At 64.7% G+C, this 24,920-nt stretch carries 22 protein-coding genes; 7 read left to right on the top strand and 15 right to left on the bottom strand.

Annotated features, from left to right (window positions below; genetic code table 11):
• Positions 1-9: 9 nt before the first annotated feature.
• Positions 10-1,521, bottom strand: coding sequence for an efflux transporter outer membrane subunit (locus tag ATY02_RS06155; protein ID WP_068583248.1), 1,512 nt, complete (start codon positions 1,519-1,521; stop codon positions 10-12).
• Positions 1,522-1,793: 272 nt separating this feature from the next.
• On the opposite strand from ATY02_RS06155, the gene ATY02_RS06150 reads away from it, so the two are divergent.
• From ATY02_RS06150 to ATY02_RS06140, 3 genes are all read left to right on the top strand, one after another.
• On the top strand, positions 1,794-2,762 hold the full coding sequence (locus ATY02_RS06150) for a LysR family transcriptional regulator (protein WP_068583251.1): 969 nt from the start codon (positions 1,794-1,796) through the stop codon (positions 2,760-2,762).
• Between the two features lie 105 nt (positions 2,763-2,867).
• The gene (locus ATY02_RS06145; protein ID WP_068605608.1) at positions 2,868-3,845 is read left to right on the top strand and encodes a 2-hydroxyacid dehydrogenase; all 978 of its coding nucleotides are present in this window, start codon (positions 2,868-2,870) and stop codon (positions 3,843-3,845) included.
• A 174-nt stretch (positions 3,846-4,019) separates the two neighbouring features.
• A complete protein-coding gene (locus tag ATY02_RS06140; RefSeq protein ID WP_124345789.1) occupies positions 4,020-4,388 on the top strand; it encodes a hypothetical protein in 369 nt (122 codons plus the stop codon).
• A 54-nt stretch (positions 4,389-4,442) separates the two neighbouring features.
• Here the strand turns inward: ATY02_RS06140 and ATY02_RS06135 are convergent, their stop codons facing one another.
• Complete coding sequence (locus tag ATY02_RS06135) at positions 4,443-5,342, bottom strand: DMT family transporter (RefSeq protein ID WP_068584013.1); 900 nt, start codon at positions 5,340-5,342, stop codon at positions 4,443-4,445.
• 154 nt (positions 5,343-5,496) lie between these two features.
• Between ATY02_RS06135 and ATY02_RS06130 the strand changes: the two genes are divergently transcribed.
• The gene (locus tag ATY02_RS06130; RefSeq protein ID WP_068584016.1) at positions 5,497-6,372 is read left to right on the top strand and encodes a helix-turn-helix domain-containing protein; all 876 of its coding nucleotides are present in this window, start codon (positions 5,497-5,499) and stop codon (positions 6,370-6,372) included.
• An 8-nt stretch (positions 6,373-6,380) separates the two neighbouring features.
• On the opposite strand, the gene ATY02_RS06125 is transcribed toward ATY02_RS06130, so the two are convergent.
• From ATY02_RS06125 to ATY02_RS06070, 12 genes are all read right to left on the bottom strand, one after another.
• Complete coding sequence (locus ATY02_RS06125; RefSeq protein WP_068584019.1) at positions 6,381-7,445, bottom strand: YncE family protein; 1,065 nt, start codon at positions 7,443-7,445, stop codon at positions 6,381-6,383.
• Positions 7,445-9,880: a TonB-dependent siderophore receptor gene (locus ATY02_RS06120; RefSeq protein WP_068584021.1), complete on the bottom strand. Its 2,436-nt coding sequence runs from the start codon at positions 9,878-9,880 to the stop codon at positions 7,445-7,447. Before ATY02_RS06120 ends, ATY02_RS06125 begins: the two co-directional genes overlap by 1 nt.
• A 312-nt stretch (positions 9,881-10,192) precedes the next feature.
• Positions 10,193-11,896 (bottom strand): bifunctional metallophosphatase/5'-nucleotidase, encoded by a 1,704-nt coding sequence (locus tag ATY02_RS06115; RefSeq protein WP_068584024.1) that lies wholly within the window; start codon positions 11,894-11,896, stop codon positions 10,193-10,195.
• Positions 11,897-12,027: 131 nt separating this feature from the next.
• Positions 12,028-12,672, bottom strand: a complete 645-nt coding sequence (locus ATY02_RS06110) for a MotA/TolQ/ExbB proton channel family protein (RefSeq protein WP_068584027.1) — start codon at positions 12,670-12,672, stop codon at positions 12,028-12,030.
• 28 nt (positions 12,673-12,700) lie between these two features.
• Positions 12,701-14,941, bottom strand: coding sequence for a TonB-dependent receptor family protein (locus ATY02_RS06105; RefSeq protein ID WP_068584030.1), 2,241 nt, complete (start codon positions 14,939-14,941; stop codon positions 12,701-12,703).
• A gap of 42 nt (positions 14,942-14,983) precedes the next feature.
• A complete protein-coding gene (locus ATY02_RS06100; protein ID WP_068584032.1) occupies positions 14,984-15,763 on the bottom strand; it encodes an energy transducer TonB family protein in 780 nt (259 codons plus the stop codon).
• Between the two features lie 4 nt (positions 15,764-15,767).
• Positions 15,768-16,175, bottom strand: coding sequence for an ExbD/TolR family protein (locus ATY02_RS06095; protein ID WP_068584035.1), 408 nt, complete (start codon positions 16,173-16,175; stop codon positions 15,768-15,770).
• 168 nt (positions 16,176-16,343) lie between these two features.
• Positions 16,344-17,333, bottom strand: a complete 990-nt coding sequence (locus tag ATY02_RS06090) for a FecR family protein (RefSeq protein ID WP_068584038.1) — start codon at positions 17,331-17,333, stop codon at positions 16,344-16,346.
• Complete coding sequence (locus ATY02_RS06085) at positions 17,330-17,905, bottom strand: RNA polymerase sigma factor (protein ID WP_068584041.1); 576 nt, start codon at positions 17,903-17,905, stop codon at positions 17,330-17,332. Before ATY02_RS06085 ends, ATY02_RS06090 begins: the two co-directional genes overlap by 4 nt.
• 14 nt (positions 17,906-17,919) lie before the next feature.
• Complete coding sequence (locus tag ATY02_RS06080; RefSeq protein WP_068584046.1) at positions 17,920-18,246, bottom strand: DUF3325 domain-containing protein; 327 nt, start codon at positions 18,244-18,246, stop codon at positions 17,920-17,922.
• Positions 18,247-19,824 carry a PepSY-associated TM helix domain-containing protein gene (locus ATY02_RS06075; RefSeq protein ID WP_068584049.1) on the bottom strand — a complete coding sequence of 526 codons (1,578 nt, stop codon included), beginning with the start codon at positions 19,822-19,824 and terminating at the stop codon, positions 18,247-18,249. It abuts the gene before it with no gap.
• Entirely contained in the window at positions 19,821-20,126 is a 306-nt protein-coding gene (locus ATY02_RS06070) for a DUF3649 domain-containing protein (RefSeq protein WP_068584052.1), read from the bottom strand. The genes ATY02_RS06075 and ATY02_RS06070 overlap by 4 nt, the downstream gene beginning before the upstream one ends.
• Positions 20,127-20,338: 212 nt before the next feature.
• Here ATY02_RS06070 and ATY02_RS06065 point away from each other — a divergent pair, with 212 nt between their 5' ends.
• From ATY02_RS06065 to fecA, 3 genes are all read left to right on the top strand, one after another.
• Positions 20,339-20,827, top strand: coding sequence for a sigma-70 family RNA polymerase sigma factor (locus ATY02_RS06065; RefSeq protein ID WP_068584055.1), 489 nt, complete (start codon positions 20,339-20,341; stop codon positions 20,825-20,827).
• Between the two features lie 8 nt (positions 20,828-20,835).
• The gene (locus ATY02_RS06060) at positions 20,836-21,801 is read left to right on the top strand and encodes a FecR domain-containing protein (protein ID WP_068584058.1); all 966 of its coding nucleotides are present in this window, start codon (positions 20,836-20,838) and stop codon (positions 21,799-21,801) included.
• 234 nt (positions 21,802-22,035) lie between these two features.
• Positions 22,036-24,396, top strand: a complete 2,361-nt coding sequence (gene fecA / locus ATY02_RS06055; protein WP_068584060.1) for a TonB-dependent Fe(3+) dicitrate receptor FecA — start codon at positions 22,036-22,038, stop codon at positions 24,394-24,396.
• Positions 24,397-24,458: 62 nt separating this feature from the next.
• On the opposite strand, the gene ATY02_RS06050 is transcribed toward fecA, so the two are convergent.
• On the bottom strand, positions 24,459-24,866 hold the full coding sequence (locus ATY02_RS06050) for an HPF/RaiA family ribosome-associated protein (RefSeq protein ID WP_031320917.1): 408 nt from the start codon (positions 24,864-24,866) through the stop codon (positions 24,459-24,461).
• Positions 24,867-24,920: the final 54 nt, after the last annotated feature.

Here is a 24,920-nt window from a genome sequence, read left to right as displayed (position 1 = left end):
AAACCTGCTTCAGTGATCAAAGACGGCCAGGGCCGCCGGGGTCTTGGGCGCTTGGATCTGTTTGTCAAAGGGCACGTCGCGACCGGCTTGCAGGCCACCGCCCAGGGCGGTCACCAGGTCGGCCTGGGCGGTCAGGCGCGCGGCCTGGACTTGCTGCTGCACGTGTTGCTGATGCAACAGCAGGGTCTGGGCATTGAGCACATTGAGGTAGTCGGTCAGGCCGCGCTGGAACGCCACGGTGGCCAGGTCGTAGGTCTTCTGCGCGGCGGCTACCGACTCGGCGGCGAACGACTGCTGCTTGTCCATGGACTCACGACGAATCAACTGGTCGGAAATGCCCTTGAGCGCATCCACCAGGGTCTGGTTGTACTTGGCCACGGCCAGGTCGTAGCCAGCCGAGGCTTCACCCAGTTGCGAACGCAGGCGCCCACCATCGAAGATCGGCAGGCTGATGGCCGGGCCGACGTTGTAGTTGAGCTTCTTGCCGGTGAGGAACTCCAGGGCCCCGCCGCCGGTGGCCATGAAGCCGATGCTGCCCACCAGGTCGACGTTGGGATAGAAACCGGCATGGGCCACATCGATGCCCCGGGCCTGGGCCGCCACCTGCCAACGGCTGGCCACCACGTCCGGGCGCTGGCCCAGGAGCTCGGCGGGCAGGGCCGACGGCAGTTTCAGCGCCGCGCCCAGGACCAGGCTCGGCCGTTGCAACTGCGCGCCCTCCCCCGGCCCCTTGCCGGCCAGGGCCGCCAGCTGGTTGCGGGCCAGGGCGATTTCTTCATCCAGGGCGTCGATCTGGCGATGGGTTTCCGGCAGCGGTGCTTCGGCCTGGCTGACCTCGAAATGCGTGCCGATGCCAGCGTCCAGGCGCCGCTGCGCCAGCTCGAGGATCTGTTGCTGCTGCTTGAGGGTGGCCAGGGCGATATCGCGCTGGGCGAAGTGCAGGGACAGCTGGATATAGCTGCGCACCACGTTATTCACCAGCTCCAGCTGGGCCAGGCGGGCCTCGGCCACGCTCATGTGGGCCAGGTCCACGGCGCGCTCGGTGGCGTTGCTTTCCCGGCCCCACAGGTCCAGCGCATAGCTGAAGCCCAGGGCGGCGTTGTTGTCCCAGGTGGTGCTGTTGGACAGCGCCCCGGGGCCGTAGAACGGGTCGGTGGGCCAGTTGTGGCGCTTGAGGGTGGCATCGCCCTTGACCTGCAGCGACTCGGCCGACTCGGCGATGCCGGCCATGGCCTTGGCCTGGCGCACCCGGGCAGCGGCCATGGCCATGCTCGGGCTGCCTTGTATGGCCAGGTCGATCCAACGGTTGAGCTGCGGGTCGCCATAGGCCTGCCACCACTGGGCACTGGGCCAGCGGGCATCCCGCGCGGCGCTCTGGATCGCCTCGTCGGTGGCCAATGTATTAGCGGGAAGTGTCTTGCCTTGTGGGGCAATGCCTCCGGTTCCGATGCAGCCGCTGATTGCTAACGATAAAGCCCAAACACTGAGGGTCTTGAACCCTCTGCTGATGCGACGCGGCACTGCTGCGAATTCCTGAGATCGAGGGGGATGGCAAATCTCTCGCAGGTGCCGGCTGGCCAACGGTCCAGGCCCGGATATCGGGTCGGACGGCGCTTCGTCGGCAAGGCTCCTGCGGATCGGCGCAATTCTAGGGGGCGGCCGGTTCGGCGATAAGCTGGGATTCCTGTGAATCTTTGTTACCGTAAACGCGATAATCCCTTGGTCGTATCCCCAGACGCCTGTAAAAACAGAAACTTCGTGTCACAATTTGCAATCTCCTTTGAGAGCACCCCATGGACACCTTGCAAAACATGCGTGCCTTCAGTTGTGTCGCCGAAGCCGGCAGCTTCACTGCCGCTGCCGTGCAACTGGACACCACCACGGCCAACGTCTCGCGCGCCGTCTCCAATCTCGAGGCGCACCTGCAAACCCGCTTGCTCAACCGCACCACCCGGCGTATCGCCCTGACCGAGGCCGGCAAGCGCTACCTGCTGCGCTGCGAGCAGATCCTGGCCTACGTCGAGGAAGCCGAGGCCGAGGCCAGCGACGCCCATGCCCGCCCCGCCGGGCAGTTGAAAGTGCACACCATGACCGGCATCGGCCAGCACTTCGTGATCGACGCCATCGCCCGCTATCGCAAGTCGCACCCGGACGTGACCTTCGACCTGACCATGGCCAACCGCGTGCCGGACCTGCTGGACGAGGGCTACGACGTGTCCATCGTCCTGGCCAGCGAACTGCCCGACTCGGGGTTCGTGTCCCAGCGCCTGGGGATCACCTACAGCATCGTCTGCGCCTCGCCGGCCTACGTGAAGGCCAATGGTTGCGCGCAAAAGCCCAGCGACCTGTTGAACCATGCCTGCCTGCGCCTGGTGAGCCCGGTGATTCCCCTGGAGAAATGGCTGTTCGACGGACCCGAAGGCCAGGAGATGGTCACCATCAACAGCTCGCCGTTCCTGGTGAACTCCGCCGATGCCATGAAGACCGCGATCATCAGCGGCATGGGGGTCGGGGTGCTGCCGGTGTACGCCGCCATCGAGGGCCTGCGCAACGGCACCCTGGTGCGGGTGATGCCCAAGTACCGCTCCCAGGAACTGAACCTGTACGCCATCTACCCGTCGCGCCAGTACCTGGATGCCAAGATCAAGACCTGGGTCGAGTACCTGCGAGGTTCGCTGCCGGAGATCCTCGCGGCCAACCAGACCGAGCTGGCCTCCTATGAACTGAGCGGCACCCTGGCCGGTACCCGCCACGGCAAGTGAACAGCCCGCCCCGGGGCCGTTGTCAGCGCCAGAAAAAGCCCATGGATCGGGCTGTTTGATGTTAGCTTGCTTGGCATTTCCGCCTGCCTGACGAGCCTGCCTGCAATGAAAAAGACTGTACTTGCCTTCAGCCGCATCACTGCCCAGATGACCGAACGCCTGCAACAGGACTTCGAGGTCATCGTGCCCAACCCCAAGCAGGGGGATATCGCCGCCCAGTTCAACGAAGCCCTGCCCCGGGCCCACGGCCTGATCGGTGTCGGCCGCAAGTTGGGCCGCGCGCAGCTCGAGCACGCCACGCAACTGGAAGTGGTGTCGAGCATCTCGGTGGGCTACGACAACTACGACCTGGACTACTTCAACGAACGTGGGCTGATGCTCACCAACACCCCTGATGTGCTCACCGAAAGCACCGCCGACCTGGCCTTCGCCCTGCTCATGGGCAGCGCCCGCCGGGTCGCCGAGCTGGACGCCTGGACCAAGGCCGGGCAGTGGCAGGCCAGCGTCGGCCCGGCGCTGTTCGGCTGCGATGTGCACGGTAAGACCCTGGGGATCGTCGGCATGGGCAATATCGGCGCGGCCATCGCCCGCCGTGGGCGCCTGGGCTTCGGCATGCCGATCCTCTATAGCGGCAACAGCCGCAAGGCCGCCCTGGAACAGGAGCTCGGCGCGCAGTACCGCAGCCTCGAGCAGTTGCTGGCCGAGGCCGACTTCGTCTGCCTGGTGGTGCCGCTGAGCGAGCAGACCCGGCACCTGATCGGCCAGCGCGAACTGGCGTTGATGAAGCCCAGCGCGATCCTGGTGAACATTTCCCGTGGCCCGGTGGTGGACGAGCCGGCGTTGGTCCAAGCCCTGCAGAACGGCCAGATCCGCGGTGCCGGCCTGGACGTGTACGAGAAGGAACCGCTGGCGCAATCGCCGCTGTTCCAGCTCAAGAACGCCCTGACCCTGCCGCACGTCGGCTCGGCCACCGGCGAAACCCGCGACGCCATGGCCGAGCGCGCCATGAGCAACCTGCGCAGTGCCCTGTTGGGCCAGCGCCCGCAAGACCTGGTCAACCCGCAGGTGTGGAAGGCCCAGTAACAGCCGGCAAACGATACCCCCGGCCCACTTCGCGCCCACAACCGCATAGCCAGGCACAGCCGGCGGACGATGAACGAAAACCTGCGCCACCAGTCAGATGGCCAAGCCCGCTTGGCCAACCTGCCCTGCCAAGGCAATGCCCGCAGGCTGGCCACTGTCTCAGAGAGATCCTGCATGAAGTTGAAATATCTACTCCTGGCCCCGGCGTTCTTCCTCGCGGCCTGCGATCAGCAATCACCAGCACAGGCGACCAGCGCCACGGCCAAGTCGCCGCTGATAGTGGCCCTGGAGTCCATGGGCAGCCACTTCCAGCAAGAACCCAGCAACGTGATGGTGAATCAGAAAGTCACCGGCGAGTCCCCGACCGAGGCGGTGGTCGAGATCGAGGAGTCAGGGTTGCTGGATGACTCGGTGTTCGCGCAAAAGACAATATTCAACCTGTCCATCGAGAACGAGCGCTGGACCGTGACCGACAAGACGACCCAGGTGAAATGCTACCCGGGCCGGGGCCATCAGGACTATGGGTCCGATCCTTGCCAGTAACGCTCCCACCGACGTGATCGCCCTCCGCCGGCAGCGACAGGCCGGCGTGGAGAATCAGGCCAACTTCCCGGGAATTGCCGCCAAGGCCCTGGGTTTGCGAAACACCAGCACGTTGCCCAACATCACCAGCACCAGGCCGGCCAGGGCCGGGGCGGTCCACTGGTAGCCTTCCACCACCGCCGAGACGTTCAGCGCCACCACCGGAAACAGCACGGTGCAATAGGCCGCCCGCTCCGGTCCCATACGCCCCACCAGGGTCAGGTAGGCGGTGAAGCCGATCACCGAGCCGGGAATCACCAGGTACAGCAGCGAGCCGATGTAGCGCGTGCTCCATTCCACATCGAAGGCAATGCCCTGGGCCAGGCAGTACAGCGCCAGCATCGTCGCCCCGTAGGCCATGCCCCAGGCGTTGGTGGTCATGGGCTTGAGCCCGGCCTTCTGCTGCAGGCTGGAGAGCATGTTGCCGGCCGAGAAACACAGGGTGCCCAACAGGCCCAGCCCCAGGCCGAGCAGGGTTTGCGGGCTGGCGCTATGGCCCACCAGCTCCGGCCAGAACAGCAGCCCCAGCCCCAGCAGGCCCAGGCCGCCACCGAGCAGCACATTGCGGGCGATCTTCTGGCCGAAGAACAACCGCGCATTGAGGGCGTTCCACAAGGTCGCGGTGGAGAACACCACGGCCACCAGGCCAGTGGGCACCCACTGGCTGGCATGCAGGAAGCACATGAAGTTGAGGCAGAACAGGCACAGGCCCTGGGCCAGGCAGATCAGGTGGGCGCGGCGGTTCATCGCCTGCAGCTTGCCGCTGACCAGGAGCAGGACGAACAGCACCAGCGCCGCCAGGGCGAAGCGATAGACGATGGACACCGGAATCGCCACCACGCCCAACTGCAGCTTCAGGGCGATCCAGGTGGTGCCCCAGATCAGCACGGTCAACAAGTACAACGACAGGTTCATGGCACGGCTCCTCGTATAAGGAACACAGTCTCGCGCCCGACAAGCAGCCTGCGCTTGCACAAACTTGCGGTTTTTATCGGCAACCGGCTGGCAGCTCGGACGCGACGGAGTAGGATGCGCAACATCGGCACACGAACCTCGCGATTCGACCATCATGTCCGCACTGGATAGCCTGCAAGTCTTCCAAGCCCTGAACCGCTCGCCCAACGCGCGCCTGGAGCACAGCGCCGAACTGGGGGACGGCTTGTGGGCGGCCATGTGGAGCAACCATCACGACGCCCAGGAATATGCCGCGCCGAGCCACCATACCCTGTCCTGCTACATCGCCGGCGGCACCGGTACCTTCCGCCGCGACCGGCCCGGGACCATGGGCGGCCCGGGCAAGCTGTGCATCCTGCCCGCCGAGCACCAGTCGGCCTGGGTGATCAATGGCGACATTCGCCTGGCCCACGTGTACTTCAGCCCACAACAGTTCGCCCTGGGCTGCGTCACCCTGCTGGACCGCGAACCCCGGGAGATGCAACTGCGCGAGAGCGTGTTCCTCGACGACCCGCAGCAGACCCGGCACTTCCAGCAACTGATCCGCTTGAACTGGGACGAGCCCGGCGAACGCCTGCTGACCAGCAGCCTGGCCCACGAGATGCTCGGCCACGCCTTGCTCAACCAGGCTGGCCTGCGTCAGGGCTTGCGCCTCAAGGGCGGCCTGGCCGCCCACCAAAGGCGCCTGCTGGCGGACTACATCGACAGCCAGCTCGACACGCCCCTGAGCCTGGGGCAACTGGCCGGCCTGTGCGCCCTCTCCGAGTACCACTTCGCGCGGATGTTCCGCGAAAGCTTCGGCCTGCCGCCGCACCAATATGTGCTGGCCCGGCGCCTGGAGCGGGCGCGCCTGCTGTTGCGCAGCAGCACCCGGCCCCTGGGGGACATCGCCCTGGCCTGCGGCTTCGCCAGCGCCAGCCACTTCACCAACCGCTTCCGCCAGGCCCTGGGCGGCACCCCGGGGGAATACCGCCAGGCTTTCGCCGGCTGACCCCGGCCTCAGGGCGCCAGGGTCAGGACACTGAAGGTATTGGCATGGAACAACGGGTCCGGCTTCGGCTCATCCGGGGTCGGCGCCGGTTGAGTGAAGTCCATCGCTGCCAGGTAGACCTTCCGGCTACGCGGGTCGAACGCCATGTTATAGGCCATGGGTTGGGTGCTGACGCTGCCCAGCGCCTGATAGTGGTCGGCATCGAGCTGGGTGATCAGGCTGAGGTTGGCATCCACCCCGCTGGCCACCAGCACGCGCCGGGACTGCGGGTCGTAGGCCAGGGCGTTGACGTCCCGGGTGATCGGCAGGCTGGCCTTGAGCGCGCCGTTGTCGCGATCGAGCACCAGCAACCGCGGTTGTTCGCCGCGGCAGGCGAGGAACAACCGCGCACGCTGCTCATCCTGGGCCAGGGCACTGGGCCGCTGGCAATCGGGATACTGCCAGCGATCCAGGACCTCAAAGCTGCTGGACGACAACCGCGCCAGCACACCTTCGTCGCGCATCGGCAAGAAGAAGCTGCCATCGCCCTTGAGCAGCAGCGGGTCGATCTTCTTCACCGCCAGGTCATGGGCGGCGACGATCCGCTCCTGCTGCGGATCGAAGACGAACAGCGTCGAGCGATCGGCCCGGCGCCCGCTGACGATGATCACCTGGCCGGTTTTCGGCTCGTACACCGCGCTGTTGAGGTTGCTCTGGGTCACGGCGATACGCTTGAGCGGCTTGAGTGTGGATAACTGCACCACGCCCAGGCTGCCATCGGTATTGAGCACCAGCACCCGGTCCAGTTCGGGCACGAACACCACGCCATTGGCCCCCGCCGACTGCTCCAGGGTCCGCAGCGGGCGCTGCTTGTCCACATCGAACACACTCAGGCCGTTGTCACGCCGGGCCAGGAACAGGTACGGCCGGACCGGGTCCAGGGCGATGAAGCCCCAGCTCGAACCGGCGCCCGGCAACAGCGCCTGGTGTTCACGGTGATACCAGCGGGCATCGTCCGCCGCACCCTCGGGCTGCGCCGCCAGGGCCAGGTGGCAGAAGCCCAGGGCCAGGAACCACAGGTGACGGATCTTCATCAGAACTCCAGGGTGCTGGACAGCGACACTTGGCGTGAATCGCCCAGGGAGACGAAGTACTTGCTCACCGAGGAGGTGTAGTAAGTCTTGTCGAACAGGTTCTTCACGTTGAGCTGGAACTTGACCTTCTGCCCTTCGAGCTTGGTGTCGTAGGTGGCGAAGGCGTCGGCCACGGTGTAGCCCGGCAGGTCGAAGCTGTTGGGCGCATCGCCGGCGCGCTCGCCGACATAACGGGCACCGGCACCGACCCGCAGGCGATCGCCGCCCAGCAGGCTGCCGAAGTCGTAGACCGCCGACAGCGAGCCGCTGTTCTTGGCCACGTTCTGCAACTGCTTGCCCTTGTACTGGGTGTCCTTGGTCACTTCGGCATCGGTGTAGGCATAGCTGCCGATCAGGCTCCACTGGTCAGTGAGCTGGCCGGTCAGGTCCAGCTCCAGGCCCTTGGAGTGCACCTCGCCGGCCACGCTGGTGACCGTCTCGGTGGCCGTGGCGGTGGATACCAGCACGTTGCGCTTGGTGATGTCGAACAGCGCCGCGCTGGCGGTGATGCGCCCGGGAATATCAAGCTTGGCCCCCAGCTCCCAGGACTTGGCTTCTTCAGGCTCGATGGAGCCATCCAGCACCGCGGTGCCACCGGCCAGCTGGGCGATGCTGGAGTTGGGCTTGAACGATTCGGTGTAGCTGCCATAGAACGACAGCTGGTCGGTGTAGCGATACACCAGGCCGGCACGGGGCACGAACTTCTGCCCGTTGCTGTTGGTGTTGGCATGGAACGGCCGGCCCTTGCCGGCGTACTGGTCGTACTCCTGGAAGCGTCCGCCACCCACCAGGATCCACTGGTCGGTGAGGTGGATGGCGTCCTGGAAGAACAGCGAATCGCTGCGCAGCAGGTCGGTCTGGTCGCTGTCCGGGGCGCTGACGTTAGTGCCCGCCACCTGCTGGCCATACACCGGGTTGCGGTAGTTGAAACTGGTGTTCTTGCCGCGGATCAGGTCGGCGCGATAGATCTTGCGGTACTCGTCGTCTAGGCCGAACACCAGGTCGTGCTGCATGCCGGCCAGCTGCACCTTGCCTTCGAGGCTGGCGGTGGCATAGCGGTCGGTGGTCAGGGCGCCCTGGGTGCCGTCCATGGTCCGGGTCAGGGTGCCGTTGGCATTCACCGCGGTCAGGCGCACCTGGCTGGCGTCGTAGGTCTCGCGGTTCCAGCTGTAGCCAAAGTGGGCTTTCCAGTCGTCGCCAAGTTCGTGGTCGACCTCGAAGCGGTACAGGTCCGAGCGGCCCTCCATGTTGTTGAACGGCTCGTCCAGGCGCCGGGTGGCCGGGATGTCCAGTGGATGATTGGTCTTGGGATCGATGGCCGTGCCACGGTCGAACGGGGTCAGGAACTCGCGATGCTCGTAGGCCAGCAGGACCTTGGTGCGCTCGCCATACCAGGCCAGGGACGGCGCCACCAGGGATTCGCGATGGGTGCCGAAGTTGCGCCAGTAGTCTTCGTCCTCATGATCGACGATCAAGCGATAGGCCAACCCGGAATCGCCGATCGGCCCGGTGGTGTCGAGGCTGCCGCCGCTGCCGTTCTTGCCCGAGCCGTAGGTCGAGCCGCGAACGGTCAGCGCTGTGGATGGCTGCAGTTCGGGCTTCTTGCTGACCACGTTGATCACCCCGCCCGGGTCCTGGATGCCGTAGAGCAGCGATGACGGCCCCTTGAGCACTTCGACCCGCTCGGCCGTGGCGTTCAGGGCGCGGCCCTGCACCACCGGCATGCTGTCGCGCATGATCGAGCCGTTGCGGTTGTCGCCAAAACCCCGCAGCAGCACCGCATCCTGGGTGCCGCCCAGGGTGTTGGTCTGGGTGATGCCGCTGACGTTCTTCAGCGCGTCGTCCAGGTTGCGCGGGGTCTGGTCCTTCAGGACCTGGGCCGGGACCACGTTGATGATCTGCGGGATCTCCTGGGTCAGCGCCTGGCTGCGCGCCACCGAGGTGGTGGCCGGTGGCTGGTAGCTGGTGCTGTCGTCCGGGCCCTGGGCGGTGACGCTGGTAGCACCCAGGTTCAAGCCGGCGCCTTGGGGCAGCGGTTCGAGGACCAGGGTGTGGGCATCGCTGCGCCGGTAAGTAAACCCGGAACCGCCCAGCAGGCGCTGCAAGGCCTGTTCGGCCCCGAACTGGCCTTGCAGCGCCGGCGCCTGGACGCCATAGGGCGTATCGGTGGTGTAGACCACGCTGATACCGGTGACCCGGGTGAAATCACTCAGGGCCTGGGGCAGTGGCTTGGCCGCGATGGCGAAATTGAACAGCGTGTTGTGCTGGGCACTGCCGGATTCGGCTGCCAGGGCCACGCCCAGGGGCAACAGCGCCAACCCCGACACCATCAGCGCGGATGCACCGAACCACCGTTTTACCGAAGCGTTTACCGCCGAACTTGCCCTGGACTTCATGCTTGAGACTCGTGTGTAGGAGCGCTATGAATGCGAATTAGTCGCACTTTCAAGCAGTACACGGATGTCGAGGACAAAGACCTCAGCAATTTTTTGAAAATATTTTCCGACGCGTTGGCGTGAGTCGACGAGCGGACCTGGCAAACCGGATCTACGGCCGCTGCGCGCCCGGGCGCAGCCTGCGGCAGCGGCTACACGAAGCGAGCGAACGCACGCACCTGTAGCCGCTGCTGAGCCCGCGAAGCTGCGACAAGGTCCGCAGGACCTTCAACGCCCGAGCGGCCAACACCAATCGGTGGCCGCCCGGATGCCTCAGTTGCTGCGCTGGATACGTCCGGCGCTGGTGGCGGACCCTACCGGCTTGCCCTGGCGATCCATGTCACCGACGTAGCGCAACATGGCGTCCAGGTCGCTGATTCCCAGGTCGCTGCGGTTGATGCCGCTCTTGAACAGGCTGAAACGGTCACCGCCATCGGCCAAAAAGCCGTTCATCACCAGCCGGTAACTGGCATCGGCGCGCAGCGGCTGGCCGTCGAGGCGGATGCTGCCAGGCACCACGCGACTGTCCACCGGGCGCTTGGCATCCCAGCGATAGCTGAAGCCCCGGGACACTTGCAGGATATTCGCGTCCTCGGTGCCCTTCCACTGCTGGTTGAGCAGTTGCTCGATCTGCCGGCCGGTAAGGTCGAAGGCGATCAGGTTGTTGTTGAACGGCTGCAAGGTCGCCAACTGTCCATAGTTGATCTTGCTTTGCCCCGGCTCCAGGGCCAGGTCGCTGCGGATGCCACCATTGTTCATGAAGGCGATCCGCGCGCCGTTGGCCTGGCCGCCGGCCAGATGGGCGTCGGCGATCAGATCGCCCAGGGGCATCTCTCCTGCGGCATCGGTGCGACGAGAAATCGGCGAAGCCGCAATCGCCCCCACGGGCTTGAGCAAGACCTGGTTACTCCGCGCCTCGACGTCCTGCTGCAGGCGGGCCAGAGCCGGGTCCTGTGGATAACGCGCCGGATCGGCCACAAGGTTGAGCGCCTGGATGCCTGTCACGCGATGCTGGCCTGGAGTCACCTGCAGGGTCAGGTGAGTCAGCAGGTGGCCGTAGGAGTTGCCCTGGGTCACCAGCAACGGTCCGACCTTGCACAGGTAGCCCTGGTGCGAGTGGGCGCTGATCAGGACGTCCACCGCCGGATCGAGGCGCTTGGCCACATCGACGATGTCGCCGCCAAGTTGCGAACAATCCGGCTTGTCGAACGGTTCAGGGGTCGAGCCGCCCTGGTGCACCACGGCGACGATGGCATTGGCCCCCTGGGCCTTGAGCTCGGGAATGAGCTTGTTGATGGAGTCGGCCTCATCCGCCACCTGCAGGCCACGCATGCCCTTGGCGCTGACCACCGAAGCCACGTCACGCAATACCGCGCCGACGAAAGCCACCTTGACCCCATGCACTTGTTCGATGCGGTAGGCCGGCAGCAGCGGCTTGCCGGTATCGCTGTCCATCAGGTTGGCCGCCAGGTAGGGAAAGCCAGCGCCTGGATAGTCCGGGCGGAACTGGCAGGCCTTGTCCGGCCGCGACGACTGGCAGCCACCGTTGAGCTGGCGCAGGAACTCGGCCTTGCCGTTGTCCAGTTCATGGTTGCCAATGGCGCTGAGCTTCATGCCCATCTGGCGCAGGGCATCCAGGGTCGGCTCGTCGGCCCACATGGCCGACAAGGGTGGGCTGCCACCGACCAGGTCGCCGGCGCCGATAAACAGCAACTGGGGGTCTTGCTGGCGCAACTGGCCGAGCATGCCGCCCAGGGTGGCCACACCACCGGCCTGGAGCTTGCGCACGCCGCCTGGGGCGCTCGGGTCCTTGAAGCTGAAGGGGTTGGCTTGCAGGTAACCGTGCAGGTCGTTGATGGCGACGATGTTCACCGCCACTGGCTGCGGCTCATGGGAGAGCGAACTGCAACCGGCCAGGGCAACCAGGGCGAGAGTCAGTGCCCCCAGCAACCGGGGCATGGGACGAGGACGCGACATGGAAAAAGTCCTTGTATTGTCGGCAAGAAAAAGCCGCCGGCGAAGGCAGCGATCAGTCGGCGAAGGGTACTGGAAACAGCACCGGTTTCATCGTCGATCGCAGCCCGCACCCGCGGCTACCGGTCAGGCCATCAGGCAGGTTGCAGGCTGCCGTGGACCACTTGTGGAGCTGGCGGCGCCTTCAGGGCAGTGCCCATGCCGGCGCGCAGCAGCAGGATCTTCAGGTGGTCGGTAATGCGCTCGACCCGATCCTGGAAGTGGTTGTGGAAGATCATGCTGCCCAGGGCAATGGCGATACCCAGGGCCGTGGCGTACAGCGCGGTGCCGATGCCCTTGGAGACTTCACCCGGGTCGGAGACACCGGTCTCGGCCAGGGCCTTGAAGGTGTCGATGATCCCCAGGATGGTCCCCAGCAGGCCCAGCAACGGCGCCGCAGTGACCACCGTCTCCAGCAACCACAGGCCATGCATCAGCTTGCTGCGGGTGGCGATGTAGATCGACTCGCTGAGGTCTTCCAGGTCCTTGTGGCTGGCCAGCCCCTGCTTGTGGGCGAACAGTTCGGCGACCATCTCCAGCGGCAGGCTGTTGCGCTCGCGCAGCTGCGCCGGCAGGTCGTCGACGCTGTGCATCTTCGGGTTGAGCACGGTCTCCAGTTTCTTCGCCTGGCGCAGGCTGAAGCTGAAGTAGATACCCCGCTCCACCGCGATGAAGGCGGCGATCGCGGCGGCGCCGTACATGGTGTAGAAGGTGATGTCGTGCAGCAGATTCATGTCCATCGTCATGTCCTCTTGTGCCTGAAACGAATCAGAACGCAGCTTCCAGGGAGACCATCGCGGTCCGCTCCTCGCCGACGTTGTAGTAGGCGGTGCTCGGTGCCAGGCCATTGGTCTTCACCGAGTTGAACGACACGGTGCGGGTCGAGGCCAGGTATTCCTTGTCGAACACGTTGAGCATCGAGAAACGCAGGGTCGCGGACTTCAGCACCTTCTTGTCCACCGGCAGGTGGATACCGGCGTTGAGGTCGAACACGGTGCGCCCGGAGATCTTCTCGTCGTTGGTCAGGTCGCCGTAGAACGCACCGACGTACTTGCCGACGACGTTGCCGTAGTAGCGCGAGTCGTCGTAGCCCAGGCTCAGGTTGAACATGTTCTCCGGCACGTTGACCAGTTGCTTGCCGGAGGTCGGCAGCAGCACGTTCTTGTTGGTCAGGTCGTCCATCTGTTCGGACTTGGTGTAGGTGTACGAGGCGTAGTAGTTGAAGTTGTGCGGCAGCAGCCCGCTCCACTCCAGCTCCAGGCCGCGGTTCTTCACCTCGCCGACGTTGGCCACCACGTAGTCGCCGTTGAGGTCGGTGGTGGAGATCTGCCGGTCCTTGAAGGTGATGTAGAACAGCGTCGCGCTCAGGGCCATGTTGTCTTCGCTGTAGCGCCAGCCCAGTTCCTGGTTCCAGCTCAGCTCGGGTTTCAGGCTGATGGAGTCGCCCTTGTTGTAGAGCACGTAGTTGGGCGGCGTGCGCATGTTGCGGGTGACGTTGTAGAACGCCTGGTTGTTCGGGTCGATCTGGTACTTGGCGTTGAAGCTGGGCAGGAACTCGTGATAGCGGACATTACGCTTTTCCGGCTTGTCGGTCAGGCTGCCGAGGTTGTTGCCGTCACGCTCCACATGCTGGTACGCCAGGGCCCCGGTCAGGGTCAGGTCCGGGGTCGCCTGCCAGGTGTCTTGCACCCAGAGCTTCTGCGCCGGGGTCACGGTGTACTGGTGCCGGCCCTGGACCGTAGCGCCATTGCGATCCACCAGTTGGTCGGAACCGTTGTAGTCGCCCCAGACGTTCTCGGGCGCGCCATTGCCCTTGATGCCGATGAAGGGCTGGGTCTGGCGCTGGCGGGCACGCTCGTACCAGTAGCCGAAGTCCAGGCTGTGCTCTTCGTTGAGGTCCCACTTGAGCTTGGTGGTCATCCCCGGGCGCCAGGTCTCGGTCCAGGAGGGCCGGTAGTAGCTGCCGCTGGGCAATCCGCTCAGGTCATAGTTGCCGGCCTTGCTGGAAGAGCTGGACAAGGTCGTGGCGGTCTGGCCGCTGAAGCTGCCGCCGTTGGACCATACGTAGTACGGGTTGAAGGTCAGGCTCAGGTCGTCACGCAGCTGGAAGCGCTGGGTCACCGAGGCGGTCAGGCTTTCAAAGGGGTTGCGGTTGAGCTTGTAGGACTGGGACACGCTACCGTTCTTGAACACGGTGCTTTCCGAGTAGTCCACGCGCCGGCCCTGGGTTTGGAACTGGGCCTTGCTGACGCTGTTGTAGTTGTAGTTCTCCTGCTTGTTGTACTTGAAGATGGCGTTGGTGGAGTTGCCATTGCCGTCTTCGAACAAGGTGTTCCACTCCACCTTGTCGGCACGCAGGGTGCCCTTGCCCTTCCACTTGTCGCCTTCGGTATGAGAGGCCGAGACCCAGGTCTTGAAGCCTCCCAGGTCGCCGGTGTTCAGCCGGGCGAAGGATTTGCGCAGGTTGTTCGAGCCCACCGACTGCTTGACGAACACACCAAAATCCTTGGTCGGGCGCATGCTCACCAGGCCGATGTTGCCACCGCTGGAACCGATATGCGGGCCATCGGCCTCGGAGGAGCCCTGGGTGACGAACACTTCGCTGAAGTTTTCCGAGTCGCCCATCAGGTTCGGGTAGATGGCGTAGTCACCCGAGTCGTTGATCGGGAAGCCATCGGAAGAAAGGCCCACCTGGTCGGAGTTCATCCCGCGCATGGTGAAGCTGGTGCCGCTCAGGCCCGTGGCATCGCTGCTGGAGACGTTGATCCCCGGGGTGTACTTGAGCTTGTCCACGGCGTTGGCAGTGGGCGCCATCTGGTCCATGGCTTCCTTGGTCACGGTGGAGCGCGCCTTGGCGCTTTCTTCCTTGATCATGTGGCCATTGCCCAGGGACTGTTTGCCGGCAACGTTCACCGCACCGACGTCCACGGTATCGTCGGCCAGAACCAATGGCGCAAAACTGCCCAGGCCCGATGCCAGAAGCAGGGCATAAAGTTTATTGATCTTCACGGGTCAATCCCTTGCTTACAACTTTCGTTAATAGGTGATGGGTTATTCCACGTTGTAACTAAAGGTCGCGGTGAACCGTTGCTTGTTCTTGCCCGAGAAGGCGTCCGCCGGGAATGGCGAGACCTTTTCCACGCGACGCAAACTGGTTTGCGCGGCACGGTTGAGCAACATGTTCGGCGCCTTGTTTTCGATGCCACTGTCGAGCACGTTGCCGGCCCGATCGACTTCCAGCCAGATCACCACATCGCCCTGGGGGCGCTGCAACGAGGCCTCGCGGCCGCTGGGGTATTGCTTGTGCTTTTCCAGTTCCTTGCGCAAAGCAGCGGTGTACAGGCTTTCCTTGATGGCACTGGCTGGCGCCGCGGATGCGGGGGCCGGTGCGGGGGCCGGTGTCGCCACCGGTGGTTTTGGCGCCTCGGCCACGGCGGGCTGCGGCGTCGGGGTGCTCTTGGCCACCTGTGCCGGGGCCGGTTTAGGCGCCACGGGCTTGGCGGGCTCGGGCTTGGCCACCAGCGGCTTGGGCACCATGGGCTTGGGCTTGACCACCGGCTTGGGCTTGGGCGGCTCGATCACCAGGGGTTCTTCATCCGGGACCACCACCGGCGGCTCGGGCTCGATGGGCAACGGCTCCGGTTCGGGCGGTGGCGGCTCGGCCGCGGCCAACAGCTCGCTGGCATCCACCAGGGCCACTTCCACGGTGCTTTCGTCATACACCGGCGTGATCTGCAACTGCTGCAACTGGCTGCTGTAGATCACCAGCAACAGAAGGCCGGCCGGCAGCAGGCACGCCAGCAGCTTGCGGGTTCGATAGAGACTGAACATGGCGTCAGGACTTGCGTGTGGCGATGGAGACGGACGAGAAACCATTGCCCTTGAGCAGGTCCATCACCGAGACCAGGCGCTTGACCTCAACACCCTGGTCGCTATTGATGATGATCACCAGCTTTTCGCTGCCGGTGTTGAGCACCTTGAGTTGTGCCAGCAGCGCACCTTCATCCAGGTCCTGGCCATCGAGTTGCAGGCGTTCCTGCAGGCCCAGGGTGATGACCGCCTTGTTTTGCGGTTTCAACTGTTGCGCGGTGCTGGCGACCGGCAACTGCGTCTTGATCCCCACGGCCGGGATCACGTTGAGACTGATGAGTACGAAGAACACCAAGAGAAACATCATCACATCGATCATCGGGATGATTTCGATATGGGCTTTTTTCTTTTTAGCTACATCCCAGCTGCGCATCGACTTGCTCCTGCTTCAGCCATCCCTCCCCTACGAGAGCTGAATCACAACCCTCTCCGATCCTGACCATGTACTCAGGAATGCGCAGATCATCCGCGCCTCGTGTAACGGTTTGGTGACAGAACGAAGTGATATCGATGAATGTTCGGGAGCTCTGGGACAGGCTTCTCAGCGCAGGACGATGAACCGGCCGAGCATCTTGTGCTGTTTGAAACCCAATACCGCCTGCAGGGAGTCCAGGACTGCCTGTGGGTCCTTGCTGGAGAAACTGCCACTGATCCGCCGCGAGCCCAGCTCATCGTTGAGCAGCAGGATGCGTCCGGGAAAATACCGGCGCAGGTCCGCGACCACCTCGGCCAGGGGCGCGTGATAGTAGTTCAACCAGCCCTGGCGCCAGGCCAGTTGTGTCGCGCTGTCGGCGGCGTGCAACGGATCGGCTTGGCCCTGGCCGTAGGCCACCTGCTGGCCGGCGCCGAGCACCTGCAGGGGCGCACCCTCGGCCGGCGTGACCCCGACCCGCCCGGACAGGACCGTGACCTGGGCACCCCTGGGTTGCAGGCGAACTTCGAACTCGGTGCCCAGGACCCGGGCCTCGCCTTGCTCGGCACTCACCACGAAAGACTCGCCGGTATGGCTGACCTTGAAGAAAGCGACGCCGCGCCGCAGTTGGACATGCCGCTGGCCGTGGCTGAAATCCACGGCGATGGCGCTGTCGGCGTCCAACGTGACTTCACTGTGATCGGCAAGGACCACCGTGCGCACCTGCCCCTGGGACGAAACGTAGTCGGCCCCCAGGTCGTCGACCCAGTGGCGCGGTTGCCAGCCAGCTCCCAGGGCCACTGCCAACAGCACACTGGCAGCCATCGCCAGCCCCACCGACCAGCGTCGGCGGGCATGCCCCTTGGCCCCATCCATGCGCTGCAGCAAGCCTTGCAGGGCCTGGGCGTCTTCGGCGGCCAGGGTACGCGCCGGCTGTTCGCTCAACTCCCACAGCACCTGGGCCTGGGCATAGGCCTCGACATGGGCCGGGTCGGCTTGCAACCACTGGCTGAAGGTGGCCTGGTCGCCACTGCTGGGCTGGTCGTGGAGCAGGCTCAACCAGGCCAGGGCGGCCTGTTCCTGGGCGGGCGTCGGGGTGACGGTGGAGCGCTGGTTCACGGGGCATTCCTTGGCGTACGCGTGGTCGAGGGTTCCCGCAGGCTGGCCTTGCAGGCTTCGAGGGCGCGCATCATATGTTTTTCCACGGCGCTTTGGGACAGGTCCATGGCCTTGGCGATCTCGGCGTACTTGCGTCCGTGGATACGATTGAGCAGGAAGATCTGTCGGGTGCGCTGGGGCAGGTTGCGCAGGGCAGCCTCCACATGACGCAAATCGTTGCCGGCCTCCAGCACGGCCTGGGGCTCCAGGCCATGCTGGTCCTGCTGCTCCGGGACCCAACCGGCGCTGACGCGCACCCGCGCGCCCTCGCTGCGCAAATGGTCTATGGCAATGTTGGCGGCGCAGCGCAACAGGTAGGTGCTCAGCTCCTCGACCTGCACCAGGGGGCGACGCCAGAAACGCAGGAACAGGTCCTGCACCAGGTCCGCGGCGGTCGCCCGGCAGCCGACCCGACGGCTGACCAGGGCTTCCATCTGCGAGCGTTGGGACAGGAATACCTGGAGAAAATGCGCGCGGCTCCCCAGGGGATCGTGGTGATCCAGCTTGCCGGGTTCCGGAGGCAGGGCATTCATCGGCCAGCTCCCGGTCAGAGCTGGGCCAGGGCCGCGAGCGGGCTGGCCAGCAAGCTGGCGCCCGCCATCGACAGCACCAGCCGCGGGCGGTACGGCAATAGCAGGACCAACAGCAAGGCACTGCACATCAACACCGCGCACCACTGCACCAACCCCAGGCTCCAGCCGGTGCCCTGCACGGCAGCGACCAGTGACAACCCCAGCAGCAGCCAGCCGCCCAGGCGCAGCCCATGACGGCGACGGGGCGTCGGCTTGCTGCCCAGCAACTCGCCGTGGTGCCGATCCAGGGACAGGCACAAACCGGTGAAACCGGCATAACAGAGCAACAGCACCAGGAGCATTCAATCCACCTCGGTATCAATCAGCCGCGAACGAGCACGCCGCTTGTGGGAGTCGGGCGTCGGGGTTGTGCGCTGCATCTTGCGCGCCGCCCAGCCCAGGAACAGGCCACTGACCAGGCAAGCGAGGTCGAAGCCGGCCAGGGTCCAGTCTCCCCGGCTGAGGAAACCATCGGCCAGGTGTGGCCCTGTCAAGGCATCCAGCAACGGGATGCCGGCCAATAGCAAGGCCGCCAGGCTCAACTGCTCGATCCAGGCACGACGACCGCGGCGCACCAGGGCGTGCAGCAGGCTCAGGCCCCAGGCAATGAAGAAAGCGTTGACCTCCCAGTCCGCGCGACCGGCAAGACTCACCGGTAACAGGCGGTTGGCCCAGAAAAAGGCCGCCACCGCCAGCACCAGCCCAGGCATGCTGGCGATGTTCAGCACCTCCACCAGGCGCAGTTCGAAGGGCATGGCTGGGCTCTTGGCATGCTTGAGCTGGCGCTTGCCGAGCCAGATCACCAACCCGGTGCCGATCATCGCGGTGCTGGCCAGGCCGCAGATGAAGTACAGCCAGCGCAGCACCGGTCCGGCGAACACCCCCATGTGCAACCCATAGAAGCTGCCGCCAATGGCCTTGGGCAGCGACTGCCCGGGACTTTCCGACAATGGCTGGCCGGTGACGCCGTTGAACGCCAGCGCGCTGCCGAAGTTGCGGGCCACCTGGTCGGCCCCATGGCGCATGACCTGCACCGAGGCGCTCGCGTCTCCCGGATAGTTCACCACCACCCGCTGCGCACGTCCTCCCGACCAGTGCTGCAAGGCTTGCCTGAGCATCGGTTGCAAGGGCGCCAGCGGCGCCGGTTCACCTGCAGCCGGGGTGTTGCGCGCGGCCGGTTGCAGGTCCTGGAAGAAGGCATTGTTGTCACCCTTGTAGGCGATCAGGACACCCGCCGGCATGACCATGGACATGAAGATCACCAGGCTGCTGTAGGTGATCATCAGGTGGAACGGCAGCACCAGCACGCCCAGTGCGTTGTGCCCATCGAGCCAGGTGCGCTGGCCCTTGCGCGGGCGGAAGGTGAAGAAGTCCTTGAAGATCTTCTTGTGGATGATGATGCCGCTGACCAGGGCGACGAACATCACCATGGCCGCCATGGTCGACAGCCAGCGCCCCCATGGGTAGGGCATCTGCAATTGGAAATGGAAGCGATAGAAGAACTCGCCGCCCCGGGTCTCTCGCGCATGCAGCTCGCTGCCCGTGGCCGGGTCCAGCAGCTTCTCGCTGAAGGCGCCGCGTTCGCCCGGTTTACCCGGTGCCTGCCAGGCCACCGACAGGGCCGGCTCACGGGCATCGGGCAGGCCGATGAACCAGCGCTGCGCGCCCTGGCCATGCTGCTCCAGGTAGCGCTGGGCCAGACCCAGGCTGGCCTCGACATTCACCGCCCGCGCCGGGATCTCGGGCTGCATCCAGTGGCTGATCTCGTGCTTGAAATAGGACAGGGTCCCGGTGAGGAAGATGGCGAACAGCAGCCAACCGAACAACAACCCGGTCCAGGTGTGCAACCAGGCCATGGACTGGCGCAAACCCTCTTTCATGGCAGGGCCACCCAATAGGCGCTACCGGCCACCAACGCCAGTAGCAGGCAAGGCAGGAGCAAGCCGAACCAGGCGTGCCAGGCCGTACGACAGGCGAAGCACCAGATCACCGCCAACAGGTAGAACAGGAACGAACTCATCATCCCACTGAGCACCGCGTCGACCTTGGACAACGGCAGCAGCAGGGACAGGCAGGCAGTGACCAGGGCTGCCAGCAGATAGCCGCCCAGGACCGCGGCGCAAACCCGCGATGCCACCGCCAGGCGATAGGAAGCGGAGATCCCGCCGGCCTTGCTTTTCATGTTCGGACCTTGCAGCGAAAGAAAGCCCGGACGCGCATGCCCGGGTACAGAAGGCGGACAATACTAATGATAAATATTCTCATACGCAAAAAGCGCTGAGGGTCACCGCCCTGCCCGTCCATCCGCGCCAATTGCCGAAGTTCATATCGCCCCACTACAATGCGAACAATTCTCGTTACCTTATGCGTCTTGTCAGTGCAGGAGCGTCCGGCTTGTCCCATTCCGCTACCGTCGAAGGCCTCTACCTGGCCCATCACAGTTGGTTGAACACTTGGTTACGGCGCCGCCTCGGCTGCCCCGACAGCGCCGCCGACCTGGCCCAGGACACTTTCATCCGGATCCTGGGCGCCCGGGAAACCCCGGCCCTGATCGAACCCCGGGCCTTCCTCACCACCATCGCCAAGCGCGTGCTGTGCAATCACTACCGGCGCCAGGACCTGGAACGCGCTTATGTGGAAGCCCTGGCGCAGTTGCCCGAGCAGGTCGCGCCATCGGAAGAAGAACGAGCGATCATCCTGCAGACCTTGCAGGAGCTGGACAGCCTGCTCGATGGCCTGCCAGCCCAGATCAAGCGTGCGTTCCTGCTGTGCCAACTGGATGGCCTGGGCTACGCCGAGATCGGCCGCGAGCTGGGCATTTCCATCGCCACGGTCAAGCGCCACCTGAACAGGGCGGCCATGCGCTGCTACTTCGCCCTTTGAGAGCGCCGATGAATCCCCACCTCAATGCCCAAGCTGAGTTCAGCAACCAGGTCGCCGAGCAGGCGGTGCACTGGTTGATCGAGATGCAGGACGGCCCGTTGGACCCGCGCCAGCAGCAGGCCTGGCAGCAGTGGCACGACGCCCACAGCGAACATCAGCGGGCATGGGCCCATATCCTGCGGGTCAACCAGCGTTTGCGCGGTTTGCCCGCGCCCCTAGCCCATGCGGCCTTGAATGCCCCTAGGTCCAGCGGCCGACGCCAGGCTCTCAAGTTGCTGCTGGTCCTGGGGGTCGGTTCCGCGGCGGCCTGGAACCTGCGCGAGCACAACCCGCTACCGCCGTTGCTGGCGGACTACAGCAGCACCCGGGGCCAGCGGCGCAAGCTGCAGCTGAGCGACGGCAGCCAGTTGCAGCTCAACACCAGCAGCGCGGTGGATGTGCGCTTCGACAGCCAGCAACGGCTGATCCGCCTGCTGGAAGGCGAGATCATGCTCAGCGCCGGCAAGGACCCGCGGCCACTGCTGGTGCAAAGCGCCGAGGGCCTGGTGAAAACCAGCGCCGCGCGCTTGAATCTGCGCCAGTTCAGGGGCCACAGCCAACTGGCGGTGTATGCCGGCATCGCCCGTGTGGAACCCGGCACCTACAGCGTTGCGCCTCCCCAGGTAGCGGCCGGGCAGCAACTGGACTTTCGCCGCGATGGCTGGGACGCTCCCCGCGCCCTGGAGGCCGGCAGCGGCGCCTGGAGCGAGGGCATGCTGGTGGCGGCCCATATGCGCCTGGAGGACTTCCTCGCCGAACTGGGACGTTATCGTCGGGGCCGCTTGCATTGCGATCCCCAAGTGGCGGACCTGCTGATTTCCGGCAGCTATCCCCTGGATGACAGCGAACGAATCCTCGACCTGTTGCAGGTCAGCCTGCCAGTCCGGGTGCGACGCTTCACCCGTTACTGGGTCAACGTCGAGGCCCGCGCCTGACCCCTGTAGCCGCTGTCGAGCCCCGGCGAGGCTGCGCACGGGCGCGCAGCGGCCGCCAAATCCAGCGGCTCGTGCCGAACCGTGCGCAGCTGCGGCAGCGGCTACACGAAGCGATAGGCAACAGCCGTCTGTACACACTGGAACATTTTTTTGATGAGGCATGAGCCGTTTTGCCAGGCTCGGGTGACAAGAAGGGAAAGCCACCTTGATTCCTCCTTCTCAGGATCGCCATCGATGACTCAGCAACCCTCTCGCCCCACGCCCCTGGCCCGCTCACTGCGTCACCTGCTACTGGGGGCCAGCCTGGGCCTGGCCAGCCTGTCCCAGCTCCAGGCCGCCGAGGTAGCGGGCAAGTCCTACCACATCGCCCCGATGTCCCTGGAAAGCGCGCTGAACCAGTTCGGCCGTGAAGCAGGCGTGCTGATTTCCTTCGGCTCGCAAATCACCCATGGCGTGCAGAGCCACGGCCTGGATGGGCAGTACAGCACCGAACAGGCCTTGCAGATCCTCCTGCAGGGTACTGGTCTGCAAGCCCGGGCCGAGGGCGGCAATGCCTTCAGCTTGCAACCGGCAACAACCGGCGCAGCACCGGCCACCCTGCAACTGGGCGCCTCCAGCGTGGTTGGTGATTGGCTGGGCGATGCCCGCCAGGTCGATGTCTTCGAGCATGCCGGGGCGCGGGACGTGATCCGCCGTGAGGAATTCGAGCGCCAGGGCGCCACCCAGGCGCGGGACGTGCTCAACCGGATTCCCGGGGTCAACGCGCCGGACAGCAACGGCACCGGCAGCCATGACATGGCGCTGAACTTCGGCATCCGCGGGCTCAACCCACGCCTGGCTTCGCGCTCCACGGTGCTGATGGATGGCATCCCGGTGCCGTTCGCCCCTTATGGCCAGCCCCAGCTCTCGTTCGCGCCCATCAGCATGGGCAACATGGACGCCGTGGACGTGGTGCGCGGCGGCGGTGCCGTGCGCTACGGCCCGCAGAACGTCGGCGGCATCGTCAACTTCGTGACCCGGGCGATTCCCGAGACGCCGACCTTCAAGGGCGGCTTCCAGACCGAGACCAGCCCCTCCTCCAGCCATGACGGCTTCAAGACCAACGCCAACCTGCTGGCTGGCGGCACTGCCGACAATGGCCTGGGCGGCGCGCTGCTGTACTCCGGCACCCGCGGCGGCGATTGGCGCGAACATAGCGGTACGCGGATCGACGACCTGATCCTCAAGGGCAAGTACCAGATCGACGAGGCCAACAGCCTCAACGCCATGGCCCAATACTATGAAGGCGAGGCCGACATGCCCGGCGGCCTCAACGTGGCGGACTACAAGGCCAACCCTTATCAATCGACCCGCCCCTACGACAAGTTCTGGGGCCGGCGGACGATGTTCAACCTCGGCTATCGCTACCAGGAGGATCGCCGCGAATTCACCGTCAACAGTTTCTTCACCAAGACCCTGCGCAGCGGCTACCTGGACCAGGGCAGCTTCCTCTCCCTGTCGCCCCGGGAATACTGGGTGCGCGGCCTGGAGACGCGCCTCGCCCAGGGTTTCGACCTGGGCAACAGTAGCCACGAAGTCGGGATCGGCTATCGCTACATCAACGAGGCCGGACACGAGCTGCGCTACCGCACGCCCATCAGCGCCAACCAGCAGTTGCCCACCAGCAACAGCCGCAACGACCGCGACACCCGTGGCGGCACCGAGGCCCATGCATTGTTCGTCGACGACCGCATCGATATCGGCAAGTGGACACTGACCCCGGGCATCCGCTACGAAATGATCGAGTCGCAGCAAAGCAACAACCTCAGCAACGTCAAGTACAAGGGCAACTACAACACCGCGCTGCCAGCCTTGAACGTGATGTACCACGTCGACGAAAACTGGAATCTCTACGCCAACACCGAGGGTTCGTTCGGCAGCGTGCAGTACAGCCAGATGCCCAACCGGGTGGCCAGCGGTGAGGTGAAGCCGGAAAAGGCCCGTACTTGGGAAATCGGCACTCGCTACGACAATGACACCCTGCGCGCGGAGCTGGGCGCCTTCCTGATCAACTTCGACAACCAGTACGACAGCAACCAGACCAACGATACGGTGATCGCCCGTGGGCAAACGCGGCACCAGGGCATCGAGAGCAGCATCAACTACGCCCTCGACGGCCTGGATCCGGCATTGGCCGGGTTCAATGTCTATGCCACCTATGCCTACGTCGACGCCACCATCCGCGAGAACGGGCCGAACAAGGGCAATCGCGTGCCCTTCTCGTCCAAGCACAAGGGCACCCTGGGGGTGAGCTACACCGAAGGTCCGTGGAAGCTCAACTTCGACAGCAGCTACCAGAGCAGCCAGTTCGCCGACAACGCCAACACCTCCCGCGAAAGCCTCGACGGCAGCAATGGACGCATTCCCGGCTACATGCTGTTCAGCACCCGCGCCGGCTATGACTTCGGGCCGCAACTGTCGGACCTGAACGTGGCGGTGGGGGTGAAGAACATCTTCAACCACCAGTACTTCACCCGCTCCTTCGACGACAACAACAAGGGCAAGTACGTGGGCGAGCCGCGGACCCTGTACGTGCAGACGTCGGTCGCGTTCTAAGGCCCCACAAAAGAAAACGGGCCTGCAATGCAGGCCCGTCGGGTTGAGGGAAAATCCAGCTATCAGCTATTAAGCGCAGCTTGCTGGTTTTCCAGGAATTCTTCTTCGAGCAGGGCATCCGCCTCACTGCCGTCATTGTCGGACACTGCTGCCGGGCGCTTGGCGCGCAACTTGCCGAACATGTGCTCCAGGGCACTCTCCAGCTTGACGGTGGCGCCGTCGATGGCCTGCTCCAGGGTATCGGCCTTGTGGGTCACGGAAATCGGCTGGTGCCCCTTGGGCCGGGCCTCCAGCTGGCAACGCAGGTCATCGGGACCCGACTTGCCGCCGTTCTCGTCACGCAGATGGACCACCACTCGGGTCAGGTCTTCCTCGTAACGTTCGAGCGTGCTTTCAACGGTGCTGCGCACCCACTCCTCCATCCGAAGGCTGCTTTGAATATGGTTATCGCTATGGACTTGGATTTGCATAGTTCTTCCCTTATTTCAGCTTGCTCGCAAGAGGCCTGGAACCTGGCTTTGACC

The sequence above is a fragment of the Pseudomonas sp. BIOMIG1BAC genome (assembly GCF_001705995.2).
Classification (GTDB): Bacteria; Pseudomonadota; Gammaproteobacteria; order Pseudomonadales; family Pseudomonadaceae; genus Aquipseudomonas; species Aquipseudomonas sessilinigenes.
This window is presented reverse-complemented; position numbering and strand designations above follow the sequence as displayed.